This window comes from Streptomyces sp. NPDC058691 (assembly GCF_042714775.1).
Classification (GTDB): Bacteria; Actinomycetota; Actinomycetes; order Streptomycetales; family Streptomycetaceae; genus Actinacidiphila.
In genome coordinates, this window is record NZ_JBHXSO010000037.1 from 47,593 (window position 1) to 69,135 (window position 21,543).

Genomic DNA, 21,543 nt, shown 5'->3' on the forward strand with positions numbered 1-21,543 from the left:
CTCGCCCCCCGCGGCCCCCCCGTGGCCCGCCCCGCCGGGGGGGGGGGCGCGCCGGGTCCGCTTCCCCCCCCCCCCCCCCCTCCTGTGTGTTCGCCGTGCTTCGCCCTGTTTCGCCGTCCGGCGATCAGCCCTTGGTGAGGCTGCTGCTGATGCCCTGGTCGAACTGGATCGCGTTGTCCTTGATGCCCTTGAACATCTCCGAGAAGTCGTTGATGCCCTTCACGGCGGCCAGCAGGCTGGTGTCGAAGTTGTTGTAGGTCGTCCGGATGACCTCACTGGACTGCTGGAAGACCATGCCGTCGTCGACCAGGGTGTTGACCCGGTTGCGCAGGTTGCTCAGCACCGGGAGCAGGTTCTCGTGGGCGTCGTGGAGCAGCGCCACGACCTCCTCGATCTTGGCGTAGTCGAGATTGATGCCGTTGTAAGCCATGGTCGTCCTGTCCGTTCTGGATTGTCGGTGGGGGTACCGGGGGAGGGCTACGCGATGTGCGGGTTGGTGCCGCCGGGCGGGTGCGGCGGCGGCCGGTCGTCGCCGTTGTTGTGGCTGCCGGAGCCGGATCCCGAGCCGTTCGGGTCGTCGCCGCCGACCGGCTGCCAGTCCGGCTGCTTGCCGTCGGCGCCCTTCGGGCCGCGGGTGTACTCGGTGTGGTCGCCGTCGCTGCCGGTGACGGTCATGGTGCCGCTGCCGTCGCTGTGGAGGCTGGTCACCGAGTGGACCGTGCTTCCGTCCGGGTACGAGGTGTCCGTCGTGTAGTTCAGCCCGTCGGGGCTGTAGTTCGTGGTCGAGGTGTACGTCTTGCCGTCGTAGGTGACGGTCGACACCTCCTTGATCACGTGGCGGTTCGCGTCGAGCGTCAGATCCGTCACGACGCTGCCGCGCGAGGTGTCGATCTGCTGATGCAGGGGCGGCTGGTCGCCGGGATTCGTGGCGGAGCAGAAGTCCGGCATCTTGCCGTCCGGGCCGGGCACGCAGTCCTTGAGGTGGGCCTGCTTGTAGTCCCACAGGTCCTTGTCGTGGAAGTAGTTCTGCAGGGCCAGGTTGTTGCCCGTGATGCCCATGCCCTGGGCGAGTCCGGAGTCGAAGGACATGAACGCCTCGCCGACCGACCCGAAAGCGCCGGCCAGTTCCTTCAGGCCCTTGTCCGCCCGGCTCATCGTGCTCTGGGCGTTGTAGTAGAAGTCGCTGAGCGCCTCGGCCAGCCCGGCGTCGCCCAGCACGGTGTAGCCGTCGCCCTGGCCCAGCTGCGAGAACAGGCTGTGGTCGAGGAGCGGCCCGATGCTGCCCGCCAGGTTCTCCAGGTCCTTCTTGGCATCGTTGAGGACGTCGTAGTCGATCTTGAGTTTGTCGGGCAAGAGGGCCTCCGGTCCCCGTCGAGACTCCGGTCAGCAGGACCACGCGCGGGGGGCCCGGGCGGTTCACCTCCGGCCGCTTGTGTAGCGCACGTCACGTGAACCGCACCCCGCGCTCGTGCGTGGTCCCGGTGGGAGCAGCCGCCCCGCGTTCTGTCGTTCCGGGAGGAACCCCGTATGCCACGCCCGACCGACTGGAACGCGATCGGGCTGTCCGGAGACCCGACCCCGGGCGACCCCGAGCAGATCAGGACGCTCTCCACCGAGCTGAAGAACCTGGGCACCTCGGCCCGGGAGATCAGCACCGCCATCGACGCGGTGATGAACACCGCCGGCGACAGCGTTTTCGTCGGTGAGGCCGCCGACGCCCTGCGCGGAAAGGTCGACAACCGCCTGCGCCACCACATCGAGGACGTGGCGCAGTCCTTCGAGTCCGCCTCGACCAGCCTGAGCGGCTGGGCCGACAAGCTGGTCGAGCTCCAGTCCAGGGCCGACGGCGCCCTCAACTCCGGACGCGGGCTCTCCGAGGACGACCCGCAGCGGGAGACCTACGCGACCACCGCCCGGCAGGCCGGCACCGAGCACGGCGAGGGGGCCTCGTCGGCGGCCGGTGCCATCCGGGGCGTCGCCAACATCCAGCTGCCCATCTCCGAGTGCCAGCTGTTCTGGGAGGCGTTCCAGTGGCTGGCGATCATCCTGATCATCCCGGCGCTGATCTTCGGCGGGCCCATCGCGCTGCTGGCCCTGGGCGTCAACCTCACCCTCTTCGTCAAGACCATCGTCGACTTCGCCAAGGGCGACGCCAGCTTCCTCGACCTCTTCCTCGCGGGCCTCGGCATCCTGGCCCCGACCACCAAGGCCCTGCCGATCTTCCAGATCATCAAGGCCGGCGGAACCGCCTTCGCCAAGGGGTTCACCCAGATCGCCCGCGGCACCTTCCAGGCGCTGCGCAACCTGTTCACCAACGGCTTCCGGTTGACCACGATCATGCCGAGCCTGCAGGACTTCGTGCGGCTCAGCTCCACCTGGGTACGCCAGGGCGGACTGTGGGTGATGCAGGGCATCCACAACCTGCCCGCGCTCACCGGAATGGCCTTCCAGCGCGGCGGCCTGACCGTCCTGGAGAACCTGCGCGCCCTCCCCGGAGTGGTGCGCGGACTGCCGGCCACCTTCGGCCGGGGCGTAGTCGCCGGCTGGAACGGCCTCGGCCGCGGCATCGTCACGGCCTGGCACGGAGTGGGCACCGGCACCAAGGCCACCTGGGACTTCGCCGTCCGGGAGCTCGGCGGCACCAAGTGGACGCGACTGCTGCTGCCCGTGGACGCCGGTGAGATCGGCCAGTACGGATGGCGCGGCGCACTGCGCATCGGCCTCTTCGACCGCGGCGTCATGGGCAACCACATCTTCGGCGCGCCCCTCGGCGGGGCGATCGGCCACGGTGTCAGCGCCGTGCCGATGCCGCACGGCCCGCACGGCGTGGACGGGCTCGTCGACATGCCCCGCATCGAGCTCAGCAACGTCCGGCTCGGCGACTGGGCCGGTACCCACGCCGGCCTGCGCCCCTTCGAGCTCAACAGCGGCCCGATCGACATGGCGTCCGCGCTGCGGCCCCCCTCCCTCCACATGGGCGACGTCGGCGCCATCGGCGACCGGGCCGGGCTGGGCTTCCACGCCTCCCGGCAGCTGGACGCCCTGGTCGACATCCCCAAGGCCCACCTGAACAACCTGCGGCTCGACGGCTTCAGCCCGCTGCCCGCCCGCGCCGACGGCGGCCTCGGCGTCAGCGCGGTCACCTCGGCACCGACCCTCCACCCCTCCGGCCTGTACCTGCCCGGCGCCGCCGGCACGCCGGCGGCGCACGGGGTCGACCTCGCGGCCGGTGCCCCCGTCACGGGCGGCACCCACTCAGCGCTCACCGCCGTGCAGGCACCGCCGCCGGGCACCGCGGCCCACGCCGACGTGCTGCTTCCGGGCGGCCCCGGCGGCACCCACGCCCCCGGGAGCATCGCGCTCACCGGAACGCACATGACGTCCCCGGGTACCGGAGCGGCCGGCAACCTGCTCACCCCGGGCGCGCCGGGCACCGGCCCCGGCGCCCTGCACACCGCGCTGACCGGCACCCAGACGCCCCCGCCCGGTGCCACCGCGCACGACCTGGTGGCGAGCATCACCCCGGGCGGCCCGGCGACGGGCGCCCACCCCCCGGTCACCACGATCGGCCAGCTCCACCACGGCGGTCCCGGCGCCACCGGTACGACGGCGTTCGACCTGCTCGCGACCGGCGGCCGCGGCACCCCCAACACCCCGGTCCCCGCCGGTGCGGGGGCCAATCTCGGCGACCGCACCACCAGTGCGCTGACGGCCCATCAGACCAGCCTGCACCTCGACGAGCTCGTCCACTCCCCGGGCTCCCCGCGCCCGAACGCCGCTCCCGACCGCGTCGCCCCCGGTTCGCACGGCGCGGGCGCCCTGCCGCCGGGCAACGCCCCCCGGTCCGCGCTCGACCTGGTCGACGCCGGCACCGGGGTGCGTCCCGCCGACACCCACGCCTTCGCCGGCGCCCCCGGCAAGAGCGCCGACGACGCGGGCCACGCCTTCGCGGGCGCGCCCGCGAGCAAGGGCGACCACCCCCCGCTCCCCGCGGCGGCCCAGGATCTGCACGGCACCCCGGTCCGTCCGGGACCGGGCGGCCGCGGCCCGCACACCCCGGAGAGCACGCCGCACACCGCCACCGACCCGGCACCCGCCTCCGCCGGCGCCGGGAAGACGCCCGCGCCGGCGGCGGGTGGCGGCCACGTGCTGTCGCGTGACGCGGACCTGCTCCACGAGGTCAACATCAAGCTGCGCAAGATGGGCCACGACGCGACGACGCCGGGCACCATGAACGCGTCCCGCGAGGCACTGGAGGACATCAGGGGAGCGGGCTTCACGAAGGTCGACATCCGGGCCCAGGCCGACCAGCTCGCCGTGCACATCGCGGGCCCGGAACGCGGCAGGCTCCCGGGCGGCGTGCGGGAGACGGACCTCACGCACGACGCGCCTGTCGCCCCGGGGGCGGGCGGGCACCACGCGCCGCCGGTCCCGCCGCGGCCGGAGAGCGGCCTGCTCGCCGGGCTCGACGACATGTTCCTGGACGACGCCGGCGTACCGATGCGTTCGCACTTCGACACGCACGACATGGACGACACCGGCGCGCCGATGCGTTCGCACTTCGACATGGACGACGACTCGGTGCCCGGGTCCCCGGTCGGCCAGGGCGGTACCGAGGACCTGGACGGCTTCTCGGAGTTCGTGGACCTGATCCGGCCGCTGCGGCAGCACGTGGAGCGCGCCTTCGACAACCCCGCGGCCGACATCGAGGTGGCCATCCTGGCCAATCCCGGCGGCCGGACCTGGCGGGAGTTCTCCGACGACGTGGGCCACGCCATGGTGTCGGTGATGCTGCCGGGCGAGCGCGCGCCCCTGACCATCGGGTTCTATCCCTCGGACGGCTTGTTCGGGCACCCGGGTGCCATCGTCGACGACGCCGGGTACGTCCTGTCCGGCCACGTCCGTGTCCTGGGCACCTACCGGATCACCGCGGCGCAGTTGTTCGACGGATACCGCTACGCGATGGCGCACTCCGGCGCCGTGTACGACCTGTTCCGTTACAACTGCGTGCGGTTCGCCGAGGGGTTCGTCTCCGCGGCGGTCGGCAAGTCGGTGGCGGACCTGTGGGTCGCGGCCCCGTACCGCCTGGTCGACACGATGCTGCGGCGCGACGGTGCCTGGCACTGGGCGGACGGCCCGTCGCCCGTGGTCGATCTGACGGCCGGCGACCTGGCCCGTTACCGGGCCGCCGACGCCTATCTGAAGAACGGGAGCGTCGTTCCTCCGGAACAGTTCCAGAACGCCTTCGTCAAGGCACGCCAATGGGTGCTGTTCGACCACCAGCGTCCCTTGATCGTCGGAGAGACGAAGACCCCCCTCCAGGTGGATCAGCTCGATCTGCTCAGCCGGTTCGAGACCATGGTCACGCATGCCGTCGTCACGGGCGGCGACGACGCGGGACGCCAGCTCTCCCGTGAACTGGGAACGTCCTACGGCACGTTGCGCCCCGGGCTGGCCGATCTTCCGGCGCCGTCGGCCGGCGCCCCGGCGGCCGGGGACGCCCTCTCCGGGATCGGCCGGGGCGGAGCGAACGGTCTCCCGCAGCCTGCTCCCCTGCCGGGTGCCCCGGCCGCCGGGGACTCCCTCGGATCCGTGCCGTCGCCGCCGACGTCGACACGGACGTCGACGATGTCCGGGACGTCAGGGACCTCGGGGATGTCGGACATGGACCTGGTGCTCCACCAGATCGACGACATGCTGCACGACATGGGCGTGTTCCGGACGTCGGTGGACGACCTGTCGACCGGCACGCCGTCGGTGTCCCACGGGTCCGGAGTGCACGACGGCGGCCTGGGCGGCCTGCCGGACGTCCACCCGTCGGGGTCGCCGGCGAACGCGCACGGAGGGACGGGCGGCGACGTCCACGCCGTCCCCGGGCGGCAGCCCGGTACGCCCGGTACGTCCGGCGGCGCCGGGCACGCCGGCACGGGCATCGATCTCCACGGTGTCGGCGGCGACGACTTCATGCGGTTCGTGGAGGACGCGCGACCGGTGCGGCAGCACGTGGAGGACGCGATCGGCGACTCCAGGGCCGACATCCGGCTGGTGATCGGAATGGACCGTGAGACGGGCAGTCCCTCGCTGTCGGTGTGGCTGCCGGGCCGGCACGAGCCGGTGACCCTGGGCCCGGGCGCGTCGGGCGAACTCGGTGCCGTCCGCGGCGGCGTCGACGGGATCCACGGCAACGGTGTGCTGGTCCTTGCGGACCACCAGATCACGGCGGCCCAGCTGGGGAGCGCCTACCGCTACGCGCTGGAGAACCTGCCGACGTGGCGGGCCGACGCCGGCCGGTTCACCGAGGAGTTCATGACGTCCGCGCTCGACGCGCGGCCGGTGTCCGCGGAGTCGTCGGCCGGTACGGCGGGGCACGGAGTCCTGGACGACATTACGGACTCCCCCGCCCCGTCGGTGGACAAGGGCAAGGGCAGGGCCCCGGACCACACGCCGGACACCACCGGCTCGTGGCCGGGCGACGGCGGTGCACACGGTGACGCCGCGCGGAACTCGGCGGCGATCGACGCGGGAGCGGCCGTCACGGACGCCCGGCGCGGGGTGATCGATGCCCGGAACGTCCGGGACGACCTCCAGGCACGGTACGAGCGGGGTGTCGGCACCTCGGCCGAGGCCGACGGCGTCCGGTACCTCGAATCGTGGGAGCCGGTCCGGCAGGCCGACGACGCGCTGGCCCGGGCCGAGGCCCACTGGTCCGAGGTCACGGGCGGCGCGCCGCTTCCCGAGGTGCAGTCGCACGGTGGATACGGGCTCGGCGGCGGCGCGCCGCACCAGCCCGGGGACCCGCATCCGTCGGGCGGGACGCACCCCGCGACGGCCGGCGACGACCTGGCGACCGCCGGGCCCTCGGCCCCGCACCAGCCCACCCCTCTGCCGGCGGTCGACAACCGCTCGGTCGTCGGCATCCCCGGCCAGGACGGGCTCGTCGTCCGCGCCGAACGCGGCAAGGCCCCGGAACTGGTGGGGAACGCCGAGGTCGGCGGCCACCGCTTCGAGGTGGCCGATGTCCAGCGCGGGGGTGCCCAGTTCACCGTCCGGCAGCTGGACGCCGGCGGTTCGGTCGTCCACAGCTGGACGTACAAGCGGCTGGGGCCGCAGCTGCGCACCGCCCAGGAGACGACGGCGCTCTCCGACGGCCACTTCGGCGGAGCCACGATCACGATCGCCAACAACGCGGTGGAGGACGTGCGGGCCGGCGGTTCGGCGTGGCCGGCCAAGCTCGGCCCGGACGGCGAGATCGTCGTCGCCTCGCCCCTGGGCAACCAGGTCTACGACCGTGCCACCGGCGTCCTCATCAGGACCGAGACCTCCGGGCGGCCGCCGGTGGCACCGCCCGGGCACGTGCCGCCGGCCGAGGCCGGGAACTGGACGGCCGCCACGGACCTGGCCCGTACCCACCTGGGCAAGGCCGCCGTGGACAATGACCTCAAGCTGTTCATGCAGAACGTCATCGGCGGCGCCTTCACCTCCAAGAAGGGCTACGGCGGCTACATCAACGCCGGTGTCCTGGAGGCCAATCCGGGCCTGATCGCCAAGGTCGAGGAGTTCAACAAGGTCACCAAGGGCCTGCTGCACGAGGGCGCGAACGAGCCGATGACGGTGTGGCGCGGTGTGGCCATGGACCCGCACGCGGCGCAGGCCGACGTCTTCATCGAGCGGCTGCCCGCCTCGACGTCCAACAACCGCGCGTTCCAGGCGGAGTGGGCGAAGAACGGCGTCAACAGCAACCGCGTGGTCTTCGAGATCGAAGTGCCCGCGAACCACGGCAAGCTGGCGATGGCCTACCCGCCGGGCTACGAGAAGGCGTTCGACGACGCCGTCGCCCTGAGCGACCAGTCCGAGGTGACGCTCTCCCCGACCAGACTGGTACGCACCGGCTCACCCCGGGTCGAGCCGGACGGCATCACCGTCATCCCCGTCCGCGCGGAGCAGATCCCGAACGCCGAGCTTCCCGCGCTGATGCGCGAGGAGTGGCAGGGTCTGCCGTCGGGAACGGCCTTCGACGACTTCGGCCGGGCCTTCGAGCAGGGCTCGATGCGGCGCTGGGAGGGCCTCGACGACGCGGTCGTCCGCACGGAGGGCACGGATCCGCTGGTCAAGACGTTCGTGGTCAGCCGTCCCGGCTTCACCGACGAGCTCACGGTGACGGTCACCCACGAGCCCGACCGCAACGCCGTCTCCGTGAAGATCGAGGGCGGTGACCGCGCATTCTCCCAGGAGTGGAGCAGCACCGGCTTCAGCAACGTCGCCGCCGACCTGCGCGGCAATGTGCTCCACAACAACGACCTCTTCAACCCGCTGCCCACGCCCGCCTCCTGGAAGGAGGCACCCACCGCGGGTCCGGTGCGCGCCGAGTTGTCGCGGGAGACGGATCTGTTCCACACGGTGAACCTGCGCCTGCAGAAGCTGGGCGAGGGGGCCGTGTCGCGGGACGAGTTCCTGCACGCCTACCACTCGGTGCAGGACCGGCTGGGCAGCATCGAGGGCCGGCTGACGGTGCGGGCGCTGTCGGAGGACGTGACCGCGCAGCTGCTCGGCCATGAGTTCCCGCGGCTGCGCGGCGGCATGCACACGACGACGAGCACGGGCGACGACCTGGCGCCGGGCGCCCCGTCCGGCTCGCACCAGCCGCCCGCGGCGCACGCGCCGGTCGACCTCAAGCCGCTGAACGACGCGCTGGAGGGGCACGCCGGCGCCGCGAGCAAGCTCCGCCAGTTCGAGAACGACCTGGCCCAGTTGTCGGACGACTCGCCAAAGCTGCCCGATGCCCAGGCCAAGGTGGACGACGCCGTCCAGAACGACAACACGGCCAAGGCCGTGCTCGACGGCGCCGTGGACGACCTCATCGGCTCCCGGAACCTCACCCAGGTCGAGGTCAACAGCCTGGTCGACCGGCTCGCCGGATCGGGCCACGTGGACCAGGCCCTGCGGCTTCGTACGCACGGTGACGACCTCGACCGGTTCGCCCGCACGCCGGAGGGCGCCGGCCGCCCCGACCAGGGGGTCTGGACCGGTCCGGAGATCACGGCGCAGGCCGGCGAGGTGCGGGTGCGGGTCGCCGCCCTCGAGAACGCGCTGAAGCCCGGTTCCACGGCGACCCATGGGGAGATCCAGGGGCTCGCCGACGAGCTGAGGGGCTCGGCCGGCCGGCTGGGCCTGATGACGGACGGATTCGTCAAGGACGCGGCGGGCCTCGGCGGCGCCTACGCGCTGCGCGCCGAGAACAAGGCACTCGTCGTCGCCGTGGACCATTACGCGAAGCTCGTCGACGACGCCCTCGTCGCGGCCCGGCCGGGCGAGGAGGTGCGCCTGGCCCGGCCGTTCGACGTCGACAAGGCGGCCCGCGGGTTGTCGGGTGCGGCTGTCGACGTCGCCCGCAGGTACCGGGTGTGGGGGGCGTACAAGGACGTACCCACGGGCCATCAGTGGGCGAAGGTCCTCCCCGACGCCGAGGGCAAGTGGGCCTCGGTGATCGGGGACTTCCCCGGCAACCTGTCGTCCACGCAGAAGGGGGAGTTCGTCAAGAACCTCTCCGGCAGGAACATCCAGGTGCTGAGGGACGAGTTCGAGACCCTGCTCGGCAAGCTGGACGCCGGGGACGCGCAGGCCCTTCGCGATCTCCGCACCCGGGTGAAGAACCTCCCGCACCACATCAAGCACGCGACACCGGCCTACCACACCATGGCCAACAGCGGATTCATGATGTCCCAGGGCGAACTGGAGCGCCGCGGCCTGAAGTTCCTCGCCTCTGGCAAGAGCTCGGCGAAGAACACCTCCAACCTGGGCAACGACGACTTCGTGTTCTTCCGGATGGAGTCGGGCAAGGCCCCGATGCAGACCCGGTACGGGCCCACCACCATGATCTTCGACGCCAAGGTGCTCGAGCAGAGGGGCGGCTGGGTCTCCCTCCACGACCAGCTCAACCCCCTGGACCGGCCGACCATGCGGAACCTGGACTGGGGCGGGAAGAACGTCCGCGCGGCGGAGTTCGACGACGGCTTCACAGGAACGGGCGAGCGGGCCCGGTGGACCTACACGTACCCGGACAAGTCCACGCGCACGGTCTCCTTCGAGCAGGAGGTCTTCCACGGCGCGGACGTGCGGGACGGACTCGCCCTGTCGGTGGTACGCGAAGTGCACTCCATCGGCGGCGACTTCAAGGCCCATGTGCTCCGCGTCATGAACAACGAGGACGAACTGGGCAAGGTCGTCTCCAATCTGTTCCGCCCGGAGGCGAAGTTCGGCGGCAACCTCCCCTTCACGCCCCTGGGGTCCGAGGTCTCCGGACGCTGGACCGGCCTCGTGGACGTCCACAACCCGGCGGGCGACGGCCGGTACTTCCCCGACGGCACCGTCGATCCGTTCGCCCGGGCCGCGGGCAAGCAGCACGACGAGGCGCTCGACAAGGTCCGCCAGGCCGACAACGGCATCGCGAGCGGGCACACCGGCTCCGTCAGGTTCAACCTGCGCAAGGCGGAGCTGCACGCCCAGCAGTCGGTCGACCTGACCAGGAAGTTCCAGAGCTCCGCCACCGGCGACCGCCTGACGATGGCGAACGACCTCCTCGCCGAGCGCACCAAGCTGCTGGACGACATCAAGGCCCGGCTGGCTCCCGCGCAGGAACCGCCGGCGACCTCGCCGCTCCAGGACCACCAGAAGCCGGCGCCCGGTGATGCGCAGAATCCGGGGCCCTCGGTCCGCAAGAAGCCCGCCGTTCCCAAGCCCAAGCCGGGGTCGTCCACCCAGCCCGCTCCGGTGGCGCTCCCGCCGGAGCTGGACCGGGCGATCTCCCAAGCGCTGCCGGACGCGACCGCGGACATGCGTCAGGTGATCAAGGTCCTGACTGAGAACGACGGAAGGGTCAGTTTCGAGCAGTTCAACGGCTCGAGCATCCAGAAGGCCTTCGGTATCGGCCGCAACAAGGTGAACGAGGCCGTCAAGGCCATGCCGCAGCACGCGTACCAGCACGCCGGCGCCAAGGTGATCGCCCTGAGCGACGACGCCCGCGCGCTGTTCCTGCCGCAGAAGGCCGTGCCCGATCTCCCCGCGACATCCCCGGCGTCCTCGGCGCTGGGCGCCGCCCACGAGGCACCCGTGCCCCACACCGGCGGTTCCGGCCTGCCGCACACGCCGGCACCGGTGGAGGCGAGCGGTTCGGGCGCGATGTCCCACAGTGCCCCCGCCCTCACGGACGACGTCCTGCACGGCGGCACGGACGCCGGCACCTTCCTGCCGCCGAAGGCGCTCGACGACGCCCTGACCCCCGTGGGCCCGGAGGGCGGCTTCGGCCGTCGTCCGGAGCCGGCGGCCGGCCTGAACGGCGGCGGCGTCGATGCGTTCCCGCCGCCGCACACCCTGGACGACGTCGCCTCACGCCCGAACCTGGTGGACGAGCTTCTCGCGGGCCCGGGGAACGGCCCCGGCAGGTATGTGGAGCCGGACGTGAATCCGAACGGCGGCGGCGTCGACGCGTTCCCGCCGCCGCCCGCGCTGGACGACGTCCTGTCCCGCCCGCGGTTGATCGACGATCTCGTGGTGAGCCCGGAGAGCGGCCTCGGCCGGCACGCCGGGGCTGATCTCGACCTGGGCGGCGACGAGTTGGCCGGCGCCAAGCCGCACGACGCGCTGCCGCCGAGCACGTCGCACGGCGGCGGCCTCACCGAGGCCCCCCGGGAGACGGGCGTGGACGCGACCCGTACCGCCCCGCAGCCGGAGACCACCCCGCATGTCGAGGGCACCGCGCACACCGGCGGAGCGGACGTCACCCGCGCCACGGGGAGGCCGGCGCACCCCGATCTGCTGGACCCGGCCGTCTACCGGGACCGGACGGCGACCCCGCGCGGGATCCGCAGCCAGTCGCAGATCCAGCACGTCGACCGGAGCATGACCGCCCTCCGAGGTGTCGCGGAGACCGACTTCGCCGGACGGGCCACGGCGCTCGACAACGTGGTCACGGCCGCCGACCGGTTCCTGCGGGACCGCCCCGGGTCGGAGCGCGCCGCCGGTGTCCGGGCCCTGCGGGACCAGGCCCGCGCCGAGGCGGACGCGTACCGCGTGCTGGACGAGTTCCACCGCGGCGGCACCACCCCCCTCGGGACCGAGGGCCTGCACGACCTCGCCGGGCGGGCCGATGCCCTGCTGTCCGGGAACAGCCTGCGCGCGAGCACACGAGGCCGGCTCGACGCCCTCCTCACGCGGATCGACGAGGCCGCCCCGACGGCGCCGCCCGCACCGCTGACCGGACACGCCGGCGGGGGAGCCGAGCCCTGGGCCTCCGACTACCGCGCCGTCGAGGACCTTCTCGGCGGGGAGGGGAGCGCGGCCCGGCGGCACTGGGCCGACCTCACCTCGGCCAGGACGGACCTCGGCCGTGCCGAGGACGGGTTCCGCGGCGGCGACGCGAGTACGTCGCAGGGACTGAGCGCGATCGACGAGCACGTCCAAGGGGAGGTGCTGGCCGCTCGCGAGCGGCTGGGTGCCTCGTTCCACAACCTGCGGGACGAGGGCCTCGACCCGCACGTCGTCGACCAGCGAATGCGCGCCATCAACGAGCGGGCCGCCGTCGAACGCGGCGCGATCAACGCGGCCGGCGGCGGGGACCCCCTGCCCGAGCGGGTGCCGGTGTCGACGACGTCGACCCCCCTGTCCGACTCCGGTCACGCCGGGCCCAACGGCTTCACCGTGCAGGAACAGACCTGGGCGGACGGCTCCGTCACCCACCAGGTGGTGGACCGCCACCTGACCCCCGACCCGGACCGTACGGTCGCCGTCCGGCAGGGCGGCGGCTTCGACGTCCGCCACACGCCCTCCGACGTGGTCGTCACGTACAACCACGCCGGTGCCCGGATCGCGGACGATCTCCCGCTGCTCGGCGCCGACGGGCGGCCGACCGGGGCGCGTCTGCACGTCGATCTCGCCGGCCGCGGGGGCCCGCAGGCCGTCACCGCGGTCGACGGGCACGGGCAGCCGTTGCACGCCGCCCTCCTGGACGACGGCCATGTGCGCGTGACCGACACGGGGACCGGCGTCACCACGCGCGTCACCGTCCGGGGCCGGCACGTCGACCAGGGACTCCAGTTGACCGGCGGGAACGGAGCCCCGGCAGACACCGACCGGGTCCTGATGACCGAGGGCGCCGGCCACCACGTGACCGACCTGAACGGCAACCGCCTCCCCGACACGGTCACCGACCTCGGCCCGGGCAACGGCTTCCGGGTCACCGACGACACCACCGGCCTCTCGGCCCGCCACGGCGTCAACGGCCGCCTGGAGGACGCGGGTGTGGCCCTGGCCGATCCGGCGACGGGTGTGCGGGGTGGGTTGTTCGTGGCCGATCGTGGTCCGGCCGGTCATGTGCTGACGGATGCGGCGGGTGGCCCGCAGGGGGGCACGCTGACGGTTCTGCCGGGGAACACGGGTTTCCGTGTGACGGACGACATGACGGGCGCGACCACGCGCTACGGCGCCGACGGCCGTGTGCAGGACACCGGGGTCGCCCTCGTCGACCCGGCCACGGGCGCGCGCGGCGGGCGGATCGCGGTGCCGGACGGACAGGGGGGCCACCGGCTCACCGACACCGGTGGCGCGGCCCTGAACGACGCGGTCACCACCCTCCCCGGCAACCAGGGCCTCCGAATCGCGAACCCCACGGGATACGACCGGTTCGGACTCGACGGCGCCGTCACCGGCGACGGCCTGCGGCTCACCGGCCGCAACGATCGCCCCGCCGGCTACGTCGACCGCCCGGCGGGCGGCGGCGGCGCGCCGAGCTGGCTGGACGACACGTTCACCCACGACCCGGCCCGGGCGGCCACGGTCAACGGGACCGGCCACTTCGAGATCACGCTGCCCGGCGGCGGCCGCGAGGTCTTCGACGGGACGACCGGGCGGTTCCTGGGGGACAGGACCCCGCTGCCCGGCGGCGGCCACCAGGTCACCGCGGTCGACGGCACGTTCCGCCGCTACGACGGGGCCGGCGTCCACACCGCCGACGGCGCCCCCCTGCCGAACGAGCCCGGCGGCCGCGTCCTCGTCACCCAGCAGCCCACCGCGGCCGCCCCGCAGGGCGCCCGCTGGCTGGAGGACGGCGCGGGCACCCGCCTCCGGCACTGGGACGTCACCGCACGGCCGAACAATGCCGTGCGCGCCGCGTTCGACCTGCCCGGCACACCCCGGCACGGGGAGTTCGTCGAAATCGCGGCCGACGGCACCCTGGCCCGGCAGGGCTTCAACGTCCTGGACAACGGCCGGGCGACCGGCTTCCGTTACGAGGTCGACCACGCCGCCCACACCTGGCGGCGCACCGACGCCACCGGCAACGCCGTCGGCACCGGTTCCTTCCACCACGGCGCCGTCGACCGGGCCGGGGAGGCGAACGGCCGGCTGCGCCTGCTCGGCACGACCAAGGCGTCGGTCGCGGTCTTCGAGCGGCGGCTGCTGCCCGGCGGCGACGTGCTCGACGCGTTCCGCCGCACCGACACCATCCAGTTCGGCCGCACCAACCCGCGTACCACGTGGGCGCGCTGGGACGGGGACGGCGGCGCGCCGCTCGGCTCCGGCACCCGGCACTACGACACCGCGGGCACCGGCTGGCGGGACAAGGACGGCCTGCACACCGTGCGCGAGTACCGCGACGGCCTGCAGAAGTACGACGGCCGGGCCGGTCACACCCTCGCGGAACGCGGCGCCGACGGCACCTGGACCTGGCACCGCTACGACGGCGCCGCCAGGGAACTGGACCAGGGCCCGCGCACCCGGGACCTCCACGACTCCGGCTGGACCGACCGCGACCGGGGCGGCGCCGTCGTCCAGCGGCAATGGGGCATGGGCCGGACGCCCGAGCACGCGGGCCAGTACCAGGAGTGGACGCTCACGCGCGACGGCGCGCTGCCCGGCACCTGGGAGCGCCAGTCACCGCACGGCAAGGAGACCGGCAAGCGGGAGGTGTTCGGCGACGGCCACCTCACCACCGAGCGCTGGCGCGAGCAGCGCCCGCCGTCGTGGGTGCGCAACCGCTGGATGCCGGGCGCCGGACGCGCGGACGCGCCGTACGCGCACGTCCTCGGCGACAGCACCTACCAGCTGTTCACCTGGGCCAAGGAGTCCCCGGCCGGGGGCGGGTCGGGTGTGCGGTACGTCGGCCTGGACGGCGGCGTCGTGGACCTGGCGGCCGACGGTTCCTTCGCCCGGTCGGTCACCAAGCTGCACGACGGCACGACCCTCAAGGTCGGCGACAACGTCGCGCGGCCGCAGCCCGATCCCCACCCGGCGCACCAGCGGTGGACCGACGGCACCCGGAGCGGCTACCGCGTCCCGGTGCAGAACTCGCCCGACCGCATCGTCTGGCAGGACCAGTTCCACGACGCGCAGGGCCAGGTACGGGTCGCCCGCGAGGGCCTGCCCGGCGGCGTCGTCCGCGAGTACGCCGACCCGCCGGCCCTCGGCGACCCCGCGGGCCGCGGCACCTGGGTCACCCGTGACGCGCACGGCAACCTGACCGGGCAGCAGCACCCGGACCCCACCGGCGCGCAGAACAGCTTCATCCACGGCAGCGGGCGGATCGACTCGTCCCGCTGGACCTGGCGGCGGATGGACGGGGCGGGTCAGGAACTCGCCTCGGGGCGGCGGGAGTTCTTCCGCGGATCGAACGACGCCCGGCTGCCCTGGGACGACTCCTACCGGGACTTCGACGCGGGCGGGAACCTGATCCGCGAGCGCCGCATGCTCGACTCAGGCCGCTACGTGGACGCCTGGTGCGACCCGGCACCCGGCGGAAACGGCTGGCTGACCGCCAAGTTCGAGCGGAACGGCACGCCGGTGAACCCCGGAGCGGGGCGGCAGGTCCGCACCTGGTGGGACGGGCACGCCTGGCAGAACCAATGGACCCCCGGGGCACGCCACTTCCGTGACGAGCTGATTCCGCCTGCCGGCCATGGCGGCGTCCAGGCCGCCCCCGTCAGGCTCCGCGAGACCCCGGTGCACTCCGGCGGCCCGCTGCGGGTGCGCGAGTTCGACACGGGTGCGGCCACCGCGCACTCGGTCTGGAAGGAGTTCGACCACGGGGCGGTGGTCCGGCAGCGCGCCGCCGAGGGCCAGGGCTTCCTGGAGACCGACGCCTGGCGCGGCCAGTGGAACCGCTACGACGCCCAGGGCCGGCTCGTCGCCCAGCGCACCGACAACGGCCTGGTCTTCGAGCACGACGCGCTCGGCCGGATGCGGCTGGTCGGCAACGAGTACGACTTCCGCGGCCCGCTGACCGAGATCCGCGGCTGGGGCCGCCGGGTCCGCGAGGCCCAGCGCATGCCGTGGTCCGGCACCGCCCTGCCCGAGGGGCCCGGCGCGGGCGCGGCGGCGCTGCGCGAGGCCCGCTACCAGCCGTACTGGCAGACCGTGGCGTACAAGGCGGCCCTGGAGTTCGGCCAGGAGTTCATCCTGGAGTTCGGCGCCAACCTGGCGGTGAACGGCATCGTGGCCGCCGCCCAGAACAAGCCGTTCACCGGCAAGGACGCCCTGAAGGCCTTCGCGAACGCGGCGGTCGGCGCGACCGTCAAGACCGGCCTGAGCACCGCGATCCACGAGAACCGGGGCGCGATCTTCCGCGACCTCGGCGACTTCAAGGCGGGCTGGGCCAACATCGACAGCGGCAAGCACTGGAACCGCCGGCCCGGCAACCACGACAAGAACTGGGCCAACGAGTGGGGCGGCAACGAGACCCCGACCCGCTGGCGCGGAGGCATCTACGACTTCTCCTTCAGCGCCGGCAGCAGCGTCGTCTCCGGCTGGATCAACGGCAGCATGAACGCCGCGGTGTGGGGCGTGACCAACGCCGACGGCCAGACCGTCAAGCTGCACGGCGCCGACGCCTTCCTGGACGGCGGCATCAACGCCCTGGCCGCGCTCACCACGTCGGCCTCCACCGCGCTGGTGAAGAATGTCTTCGTGATGGGCGGCGGCAGCCGGCTCTTCCACCGGCAGGGCTTCGCGGACTTCTGGATCCAGCTGCCGTTCAAGATCTTCGAGAAGACCATCCAGTCGCTGTACCTGACCAGTGCCTATCGTGCGAGCATCAACCCGTCCTGGTTCCAGGTCCCGCCGCCCCCGCCGCCGGCCGCCGGCCAGAACCAGTAGGCGGAACAGTGGGAACAGCAGCAGAGCCAGCGAAGGATCCGGACATGACCCGTCACACCGTGGCCCCCAAAGGACAGGGCGGCAAGGGCGCCTTCCACCGGATCGCCGACGCGGTGCGGGCCGCCGCCCCCGGCGATCTGGTCGTGATCGCCCCCGGCACCTGGAACGAGGCCGTGGTGCTCGACCGCGCGGTCGTCCTGACGGCGGAGCACGGCCGGGGCAGCGTCGTACTGGCGGCACCGGCCGGTGACCGGCCGGCCGTCACCGTCGACGGCCCCGACTGCGCCCTGCACGGCGTGACCGTGTGGGGTTCCGACGAGGGCGCCCCCGCGGTCGCGGTCCAGCCCGGTGCCGGGCTGGTGATGGAGGACTGCGCCGTCGAGGGCGGCCGGATCCAGGTCCGCGGCCCGGACGACGAGGAGGCCGGCACGACCGCCGTGATGCTGCGGCGGTGCCGTCTGGAGGGCGCCCGGCTGGCCGGCCTCTACCTCGCCGGAGGGGTGCGCGCGCAGGTGGAGGACACCACCGTCACGGGCGTGGACGGCACCGGCGTCGTCCTGTCCGGATCGGCCCGGCTCGACGCCGTACGACTGCGCCTCGGCCGCACCACGGGCTCCGGCATCCGGCTGCGCGGCAACGCGCGGCTGCGGCTGGCCGACTCCACGCTGACCGGGACCGGCCGGGCCGGGCTGCTGCTGGAGGACGGCTCCGAGGCGACGGCGGGCGAACTGCGCATCGAGTCGCCCGGCGCGGCCGGTGTGCACCTCACCGGATCGGCGCGCGCCGAACTGACCGACTGCCGCATCCGCGGGGCCGCCTCCGTCGGCCTCGCCGTACAGGACAAGGCCCAACTCAAGGCCACCGGCTGCGCCGTGGCCGACGCGGGGGCCAACGGGGTGCTCCTCACCGGCGTCGCCACGGCCCGCCTCGCGGACTGCCGGATCGACGGCAGCGCCTTCAGCGCCGTGCACGCCTCCGGCACCGCCACCGGCCACCTCGCGGACTGCCTGGTGCGCGGCGGCTCCGAACACGGCGTCCACGCCGCCGGGGACTCGCGTGTGGAACTCGCCGACTGCGGCATCCGCGACGTGGCCATGACCGGCGTCGCCGTGGTCGACCAGGCCGCCGCCACCGTCACCGGCTGCCGGATCGACGGCGCGGCGACGGGCATCGGCGTGGGCTCGGCCACCGGCACCCGGGTGGAGAGCACCAGCGTGACCGGCACCAAGGAGATCGGCGTCCAGGTCGCGTCCGGCGGCGTCGCCGTCCTCACCGGGATACGGATCATCGGGGCGGGCGCGGCGGGCGTCGTCGTCGACAAGGGCGCCGACGCCACGGTCGAGGGCGGATCGGTGGAGGACTGCGGCGGCTCCGGCGTCGTCGTCTGGACCGGCGCCCGGCCCTCGGTCACCGACCTGCGGATCAGCCGGCCCGCCAAGAACGGCGTCTTCCTCGCCGACGGCGCCGGCGGCACCTTCACCAGCCTCGACGTGACCGGCTCCGGATTCCCCGCCCTGCACGTCGGCGCGTCCGCCGACCCGCTGTTCCGGCAGTGCCGGACCCGGGACTGCGCGGAGGCCCTCGGCACGGACGAGGGCGCCGCCCCGCGCCTGGAGGACTGCACGGCCGACGGCGTCCCGCTCACCTTCGGCGCGCCCGCCGCGGCCCCCTCCCGGCCGGGCTCTCCCGCCACGCCCCCCGCGGCACCCGGCGAGCCCCGCACCGCGGGGGCGGGCGACGCCCAGGACGTTCCCGAGGAGCACCTGGAGGACCTGCTCGGCGAACTCCACGCCCTCGTCGGACTCGACCGCGTCAAACACGACGTCGGCTCGCTGGTCAAGCTCATGCAGACGGTCCGCCGCCGCGAGGAGGCCGGCCTGCCCGCGCCGCCGCTCAGCCGGCACCTGGTCTTCGCGGGCAACCCCGGCACCGGCAAGACCACCGTGGCCCGGCTCTACGGCCGGCTCCTCAAGGCCCTCGGCCTGCTGCGCCGCGGCCACCTGGTCGAGGTCGACCGCACGGCCCTGGTCGGCGAGTACGTCGGCCACACCGGCCCCAAGACCACCGCCGCCTTCAACCGTGCGCTCGGCGGCGTCCTGTTCATCGACGAGGCCTACTCCCTCGCCCCGCTCGGCGCGGGCAACGACTTCGGCACGGAGGCCGTGGCCACCCTGGTCAAGCTGATGGAGGACCACCGCGACGACGTGGTCGTCATCGCCGCCGGCTACCCCGGCGACATGGACCGCTTCATCAGCTCCAACCCGGGCCTGTCCTCCCGCTTCGGCCGCACCCTGCTCTTCGAGGACTACGACGCCGCCGAACTGGTCTCGATCGTCGAGCACCAGGCCGAGGAGCACCAGTACGAGCTGACCCCCGCCGCCCGTTCCGAACTCGCCCTGCTCTTCGAGCGCCTGCCGCGCGGCGAGGGCTTCGGCAACGGCCGCTCCGCCCGGCAGATGTTCCAGGAGATGACCGAACGCCAGGCCCAGCGCGTCGCCGAACTCCCCGCCCCCACCCCGGACCAACTCATCAGCCTCGAAACCCAGGACCTCCCGGTCCCCGCCACCCCGTCGTGACGCCGCCCCCGAACACAACGTGCTCGATGGGGCGACGGCTTCGGTTCCGTTCCGACGCCAGGGTGTGACGCGCCGTGCGGGCCTATTTCCCGGCGTCCGGGCCGTACCACTGAAGGGGTTGCCCCGTGACGGCCGCGATGCACGCGAAGTCCCGGTCACGGTGCAGAAGGGTCAGCCCCTGGAGCTCCGCGGTCGCCGCCACGACCAGGTCCACCGCGCCGGCGCCACGGTGCTGCCCTTTGCGGGTCAGCAGTTCCTGCACGTTCAAAGCCCGGTCGTACGCCCGGTCGTCAATCGGTACCCAGCCGAAGAGCAGACGCATGTCCTCGATGCTCCGGGCCCGGTCCTCAGCGGAACGTGCACTGTAGAAGAACTCCAGTTCCGTGACCGGACAGGTCGCGATGAGTCCTGCCGCCGCGGCCTGGTCCCAGCCGTACTGTTCGGCGTCACTTCGCAGAAATCGCGCGAGGGCGCTGGTGTCGATCAGAAATTGAGCCGCGCTCACCGACGGTAGTTTTTCTTGTCCTCGAAGAGGTCCAGGTCGAAGCCGCCCTCGTCCGCAGACGCACGCAGCCGGGTCAGCGCCAAGGCCCGCCGCCGGTTGTCCAGTACCTCGCGCAGGGCTTTGTTGACGGTGTCCTTCTTGGTGCTCGTCCCCAGTGCCTGGGCGACATCGGCCAGCAGTTCGTCATCGAGGTCGATCACGGTTCGACTCATGAAGCCACCTCCATTGATATCAAGGATGGCATCGATTATATCTCCAGGGATGCCTACGCGGTGGTGAAGCGGGATGCTTCTGAAGAACAGGGAACGTGTCCGCCGGGACGCGCTGACTGATGGCAGGACCGAGCGGGAGCCCGTTTCGTTCCGCCACGGCAATCGAGGAGCTTGGCTCGCGCGCTGCTGCGCCAGGTCCGGCTGCTCCTGTCACGGTCGTACATGACCGAGGCTCCGAACTCGTCGCGGCGCGGACCGGCACCGAGTCGTCGCCGGCCGTCCGCCGCCCCCGTGATCACCGAGTCCCTCTCTCGCGCTCCTCGAGCCATTCGAGATACCAGGTGCGGAACGTGTGGCGGTTTCCCCGCTCGTCGATGTACGGCTCGAAGGGCGGGTTGGTCGTGCAGTCCCGGTCCCGGAGCTCCCCGCGGTGCGGGCCGACGGCGATGAGCCAGCCGGTCATCCCGGATCCGTTGTCGCTGATGAGGATCGCGCCTCGCACCCGTTCCTCACGCCAGAGCAACTCTCCGGCGTCGCCGAAGGCCTTGCGGTAGTCGTCCAGGTAGTCGTCGTCCTCGTCCCGGGTGCTGGGCTCGTGGCCGGCGGCGCGAAGGGTCGCGATCTGCCGCCCGGCCCATTCCTCGGTCTCGACGAACGGCCCGCTCGGGTCCAGGAGTATGGGATCGCCCTCCGCCCAGACCCACCCCCAGATCCCGTTCACCCGGCGCAACGACGTCAGCTCGATTGCGGGCCCGGGTCCGCCGGCGCCGACCTCGGCCAGGAACGTGCGGTAGTCCTCGGGGAGTTCGACACCGTACTGCGCCTCGACCTCGGCGATCTCGGCGGCCGTCAGGACAGGTTCGAAGATGGGGCGCTGCGACGACCGCCAGCCGTGCGCCCGGCGCTCGGCCTCCACCGCCGCGACCACCCGTTCCCGGACTCCCGACCAGCCTGTTCGTACGTCCATCTGGCTCCTCCTGTCAGCGGCGAGCATGGACGTTAGCCCATGTCACCGACGACGGTTGTCCGCCGCATGATGTCCGCGGAGTGCGACCCCTGACCTCGCCGCATGGAACTCCTGATCCGTTCCCCGCCCGCTCCCGAGAAGCCT

At 72.9% G+C, this 21,543-nt stretch carries 7 protein-coding genes; 2 read left to right on the forward strand and 5 right to left on the reverse strand.

The window, feature by feature from the left end; all coding sequences use genetic code 11:
• Positions 1-124: 124 nt before the first annotated feature.
• Together ACFWVC_RS24950 and ACFWVC_RS24955 are read right to left on the reverse strand one after the other, a co-directional pair.
• Positions 125-430 (reverse strand): hypothetical protein, encoded by a 306-nt coding sequence (locus tag ACFWVC_RS24950; protein WP_384290250.1) that lies wholly within the window; start codon positions 428-430, stop codon positions 125-127.
• Positions 431-477: 47 nt separating this feature from the next.
• On the reverse strand, positions 478-1,353 hold the full coding sequence (locus ACFWVC_RS24955; protein ID WP_384290255.1) for a hypothetical protein: 876 nt from the start codon (positions 1,351-1,353) through the stop codon (positions 478-480).
• Between the two features lie 174 nt (positions 1,354-1,527).
• Between ACFWVC_RS24955 and ACFWVC_RS24960 the strand changes: the two genes are divergently transcribed.
• Together ACFWVC_RS24960 and ACFWVC_RS24965 are read left to right on the forward strand one after the other, a co-directional pair.
• Complete coding sequence (locus tag ACFWVC_RS24960; protein ID WP_384290259.1) at positions 1,528-17,139, forward strand: hypothetical protein; 15,612 nt, start codon at positions 1,528-1,530, stop codon at positions 17,137-17,139.
• A gap of 44 nt (positions 17,140-17,183) precedes the next feature.
• Positions 17,184-19,715 (forward strand): right-handed parallel beta-helix repeat-containing protein, encoded by a 2,532-nt coding sequence (locus ACFWVC_RS24965; protein WP_384290262.1) that lies wholly within the window; start codon positions 17,184-17,186, stop codon positions 19,713-19,715.
• An 82-nt stretch (positions 19,716-19,797) separates the two neighbouring features.
• On the opposite strand, the gene ACFWVC_RS24970 is transcribed toward ACFWVC_RS24965, so the two are convergent.
• From ACFWVC_RS24970 to ACFWVC_RS24980, 3 genes are all read right to left on the reverse strand, one after another.
• A complete protein-coding gene (locus ACFWVC_RS24970; RefSeq protein WP_384290264.1) occupies positions 19,798-20,220 on the reverse strand; it encodes a PIN domain nuclease in 423 nt (140 codons plus the stop codon).
• A complete protein-coding gene (locus tag ACFWVC_RS24975; protein WP_384290269.1) occupies positions 20,217-20,432 on the reverse strand; it encodes a type II toxin-antitoxin system VapB family antitoxin in 216 nt (71 codons plus the stop codon). Before ACFWVC_RS24975 ends, ACFWVC_RS24970 begins: the two co-directional genes overlap by 4 nt.
• A 295-nt stretch (positions 20,433-20,727) precedes the next feature.
• A complete protein-coding gene (locus ACFWVC_RS24980) occupies positions 20,728-21,399 on the reverse strand; it encodes an SMI1/KNR4 family protein (protein ID WP_384290274.1) in 672 nt (223 codons plus the stop codon).
• Between the last annotated feature and the right edge of the window lie 144 nt (positions 21,400-21,543).

What these genes read in the sequence shown, in the direction of transcription:
- ACFWVC_RS24950 (WP_384290250.1), bottom strand. Translation starts at nt 430, where the DNA reads ATGGCTTACAACGGCATCAATCTCGACTACGCCAAGATCGAGGAGGTC.
- ACFWVC_RS24960 (WP_384290259.1), top strand. Translation starts at nt 1,528, where the DNA reads ATGCCACGCCCGACCGACTGGAACGCGATCGGGCTGTCCGGAGACCCG.
- ACFWVC_RS24965 (WP_384290262.1), top strand. Translation starts at nt 17,184, where the DNA reads ATGACCCGTCACACCGTGGCCCCCAAAGGACAGGGCGGCAAGGGCGCC.
- ACFWVC_RS24975 (WP_384290269.1), bottom strand. Translation starts at nt 20,432, where the DNA reads ATGAGTCGAACCGTGATCGACCTCGATGACGAACTGCTGGCCGATGTC.
- ACFWVC_RS24980 (WP_384290274.1), bottom strand. Translation starts at nt 21,399, where the DNA reads ATGGACGTACGAACAGGCTGGTCGGGAGTCCGGGAACGGGTGGTCGCG.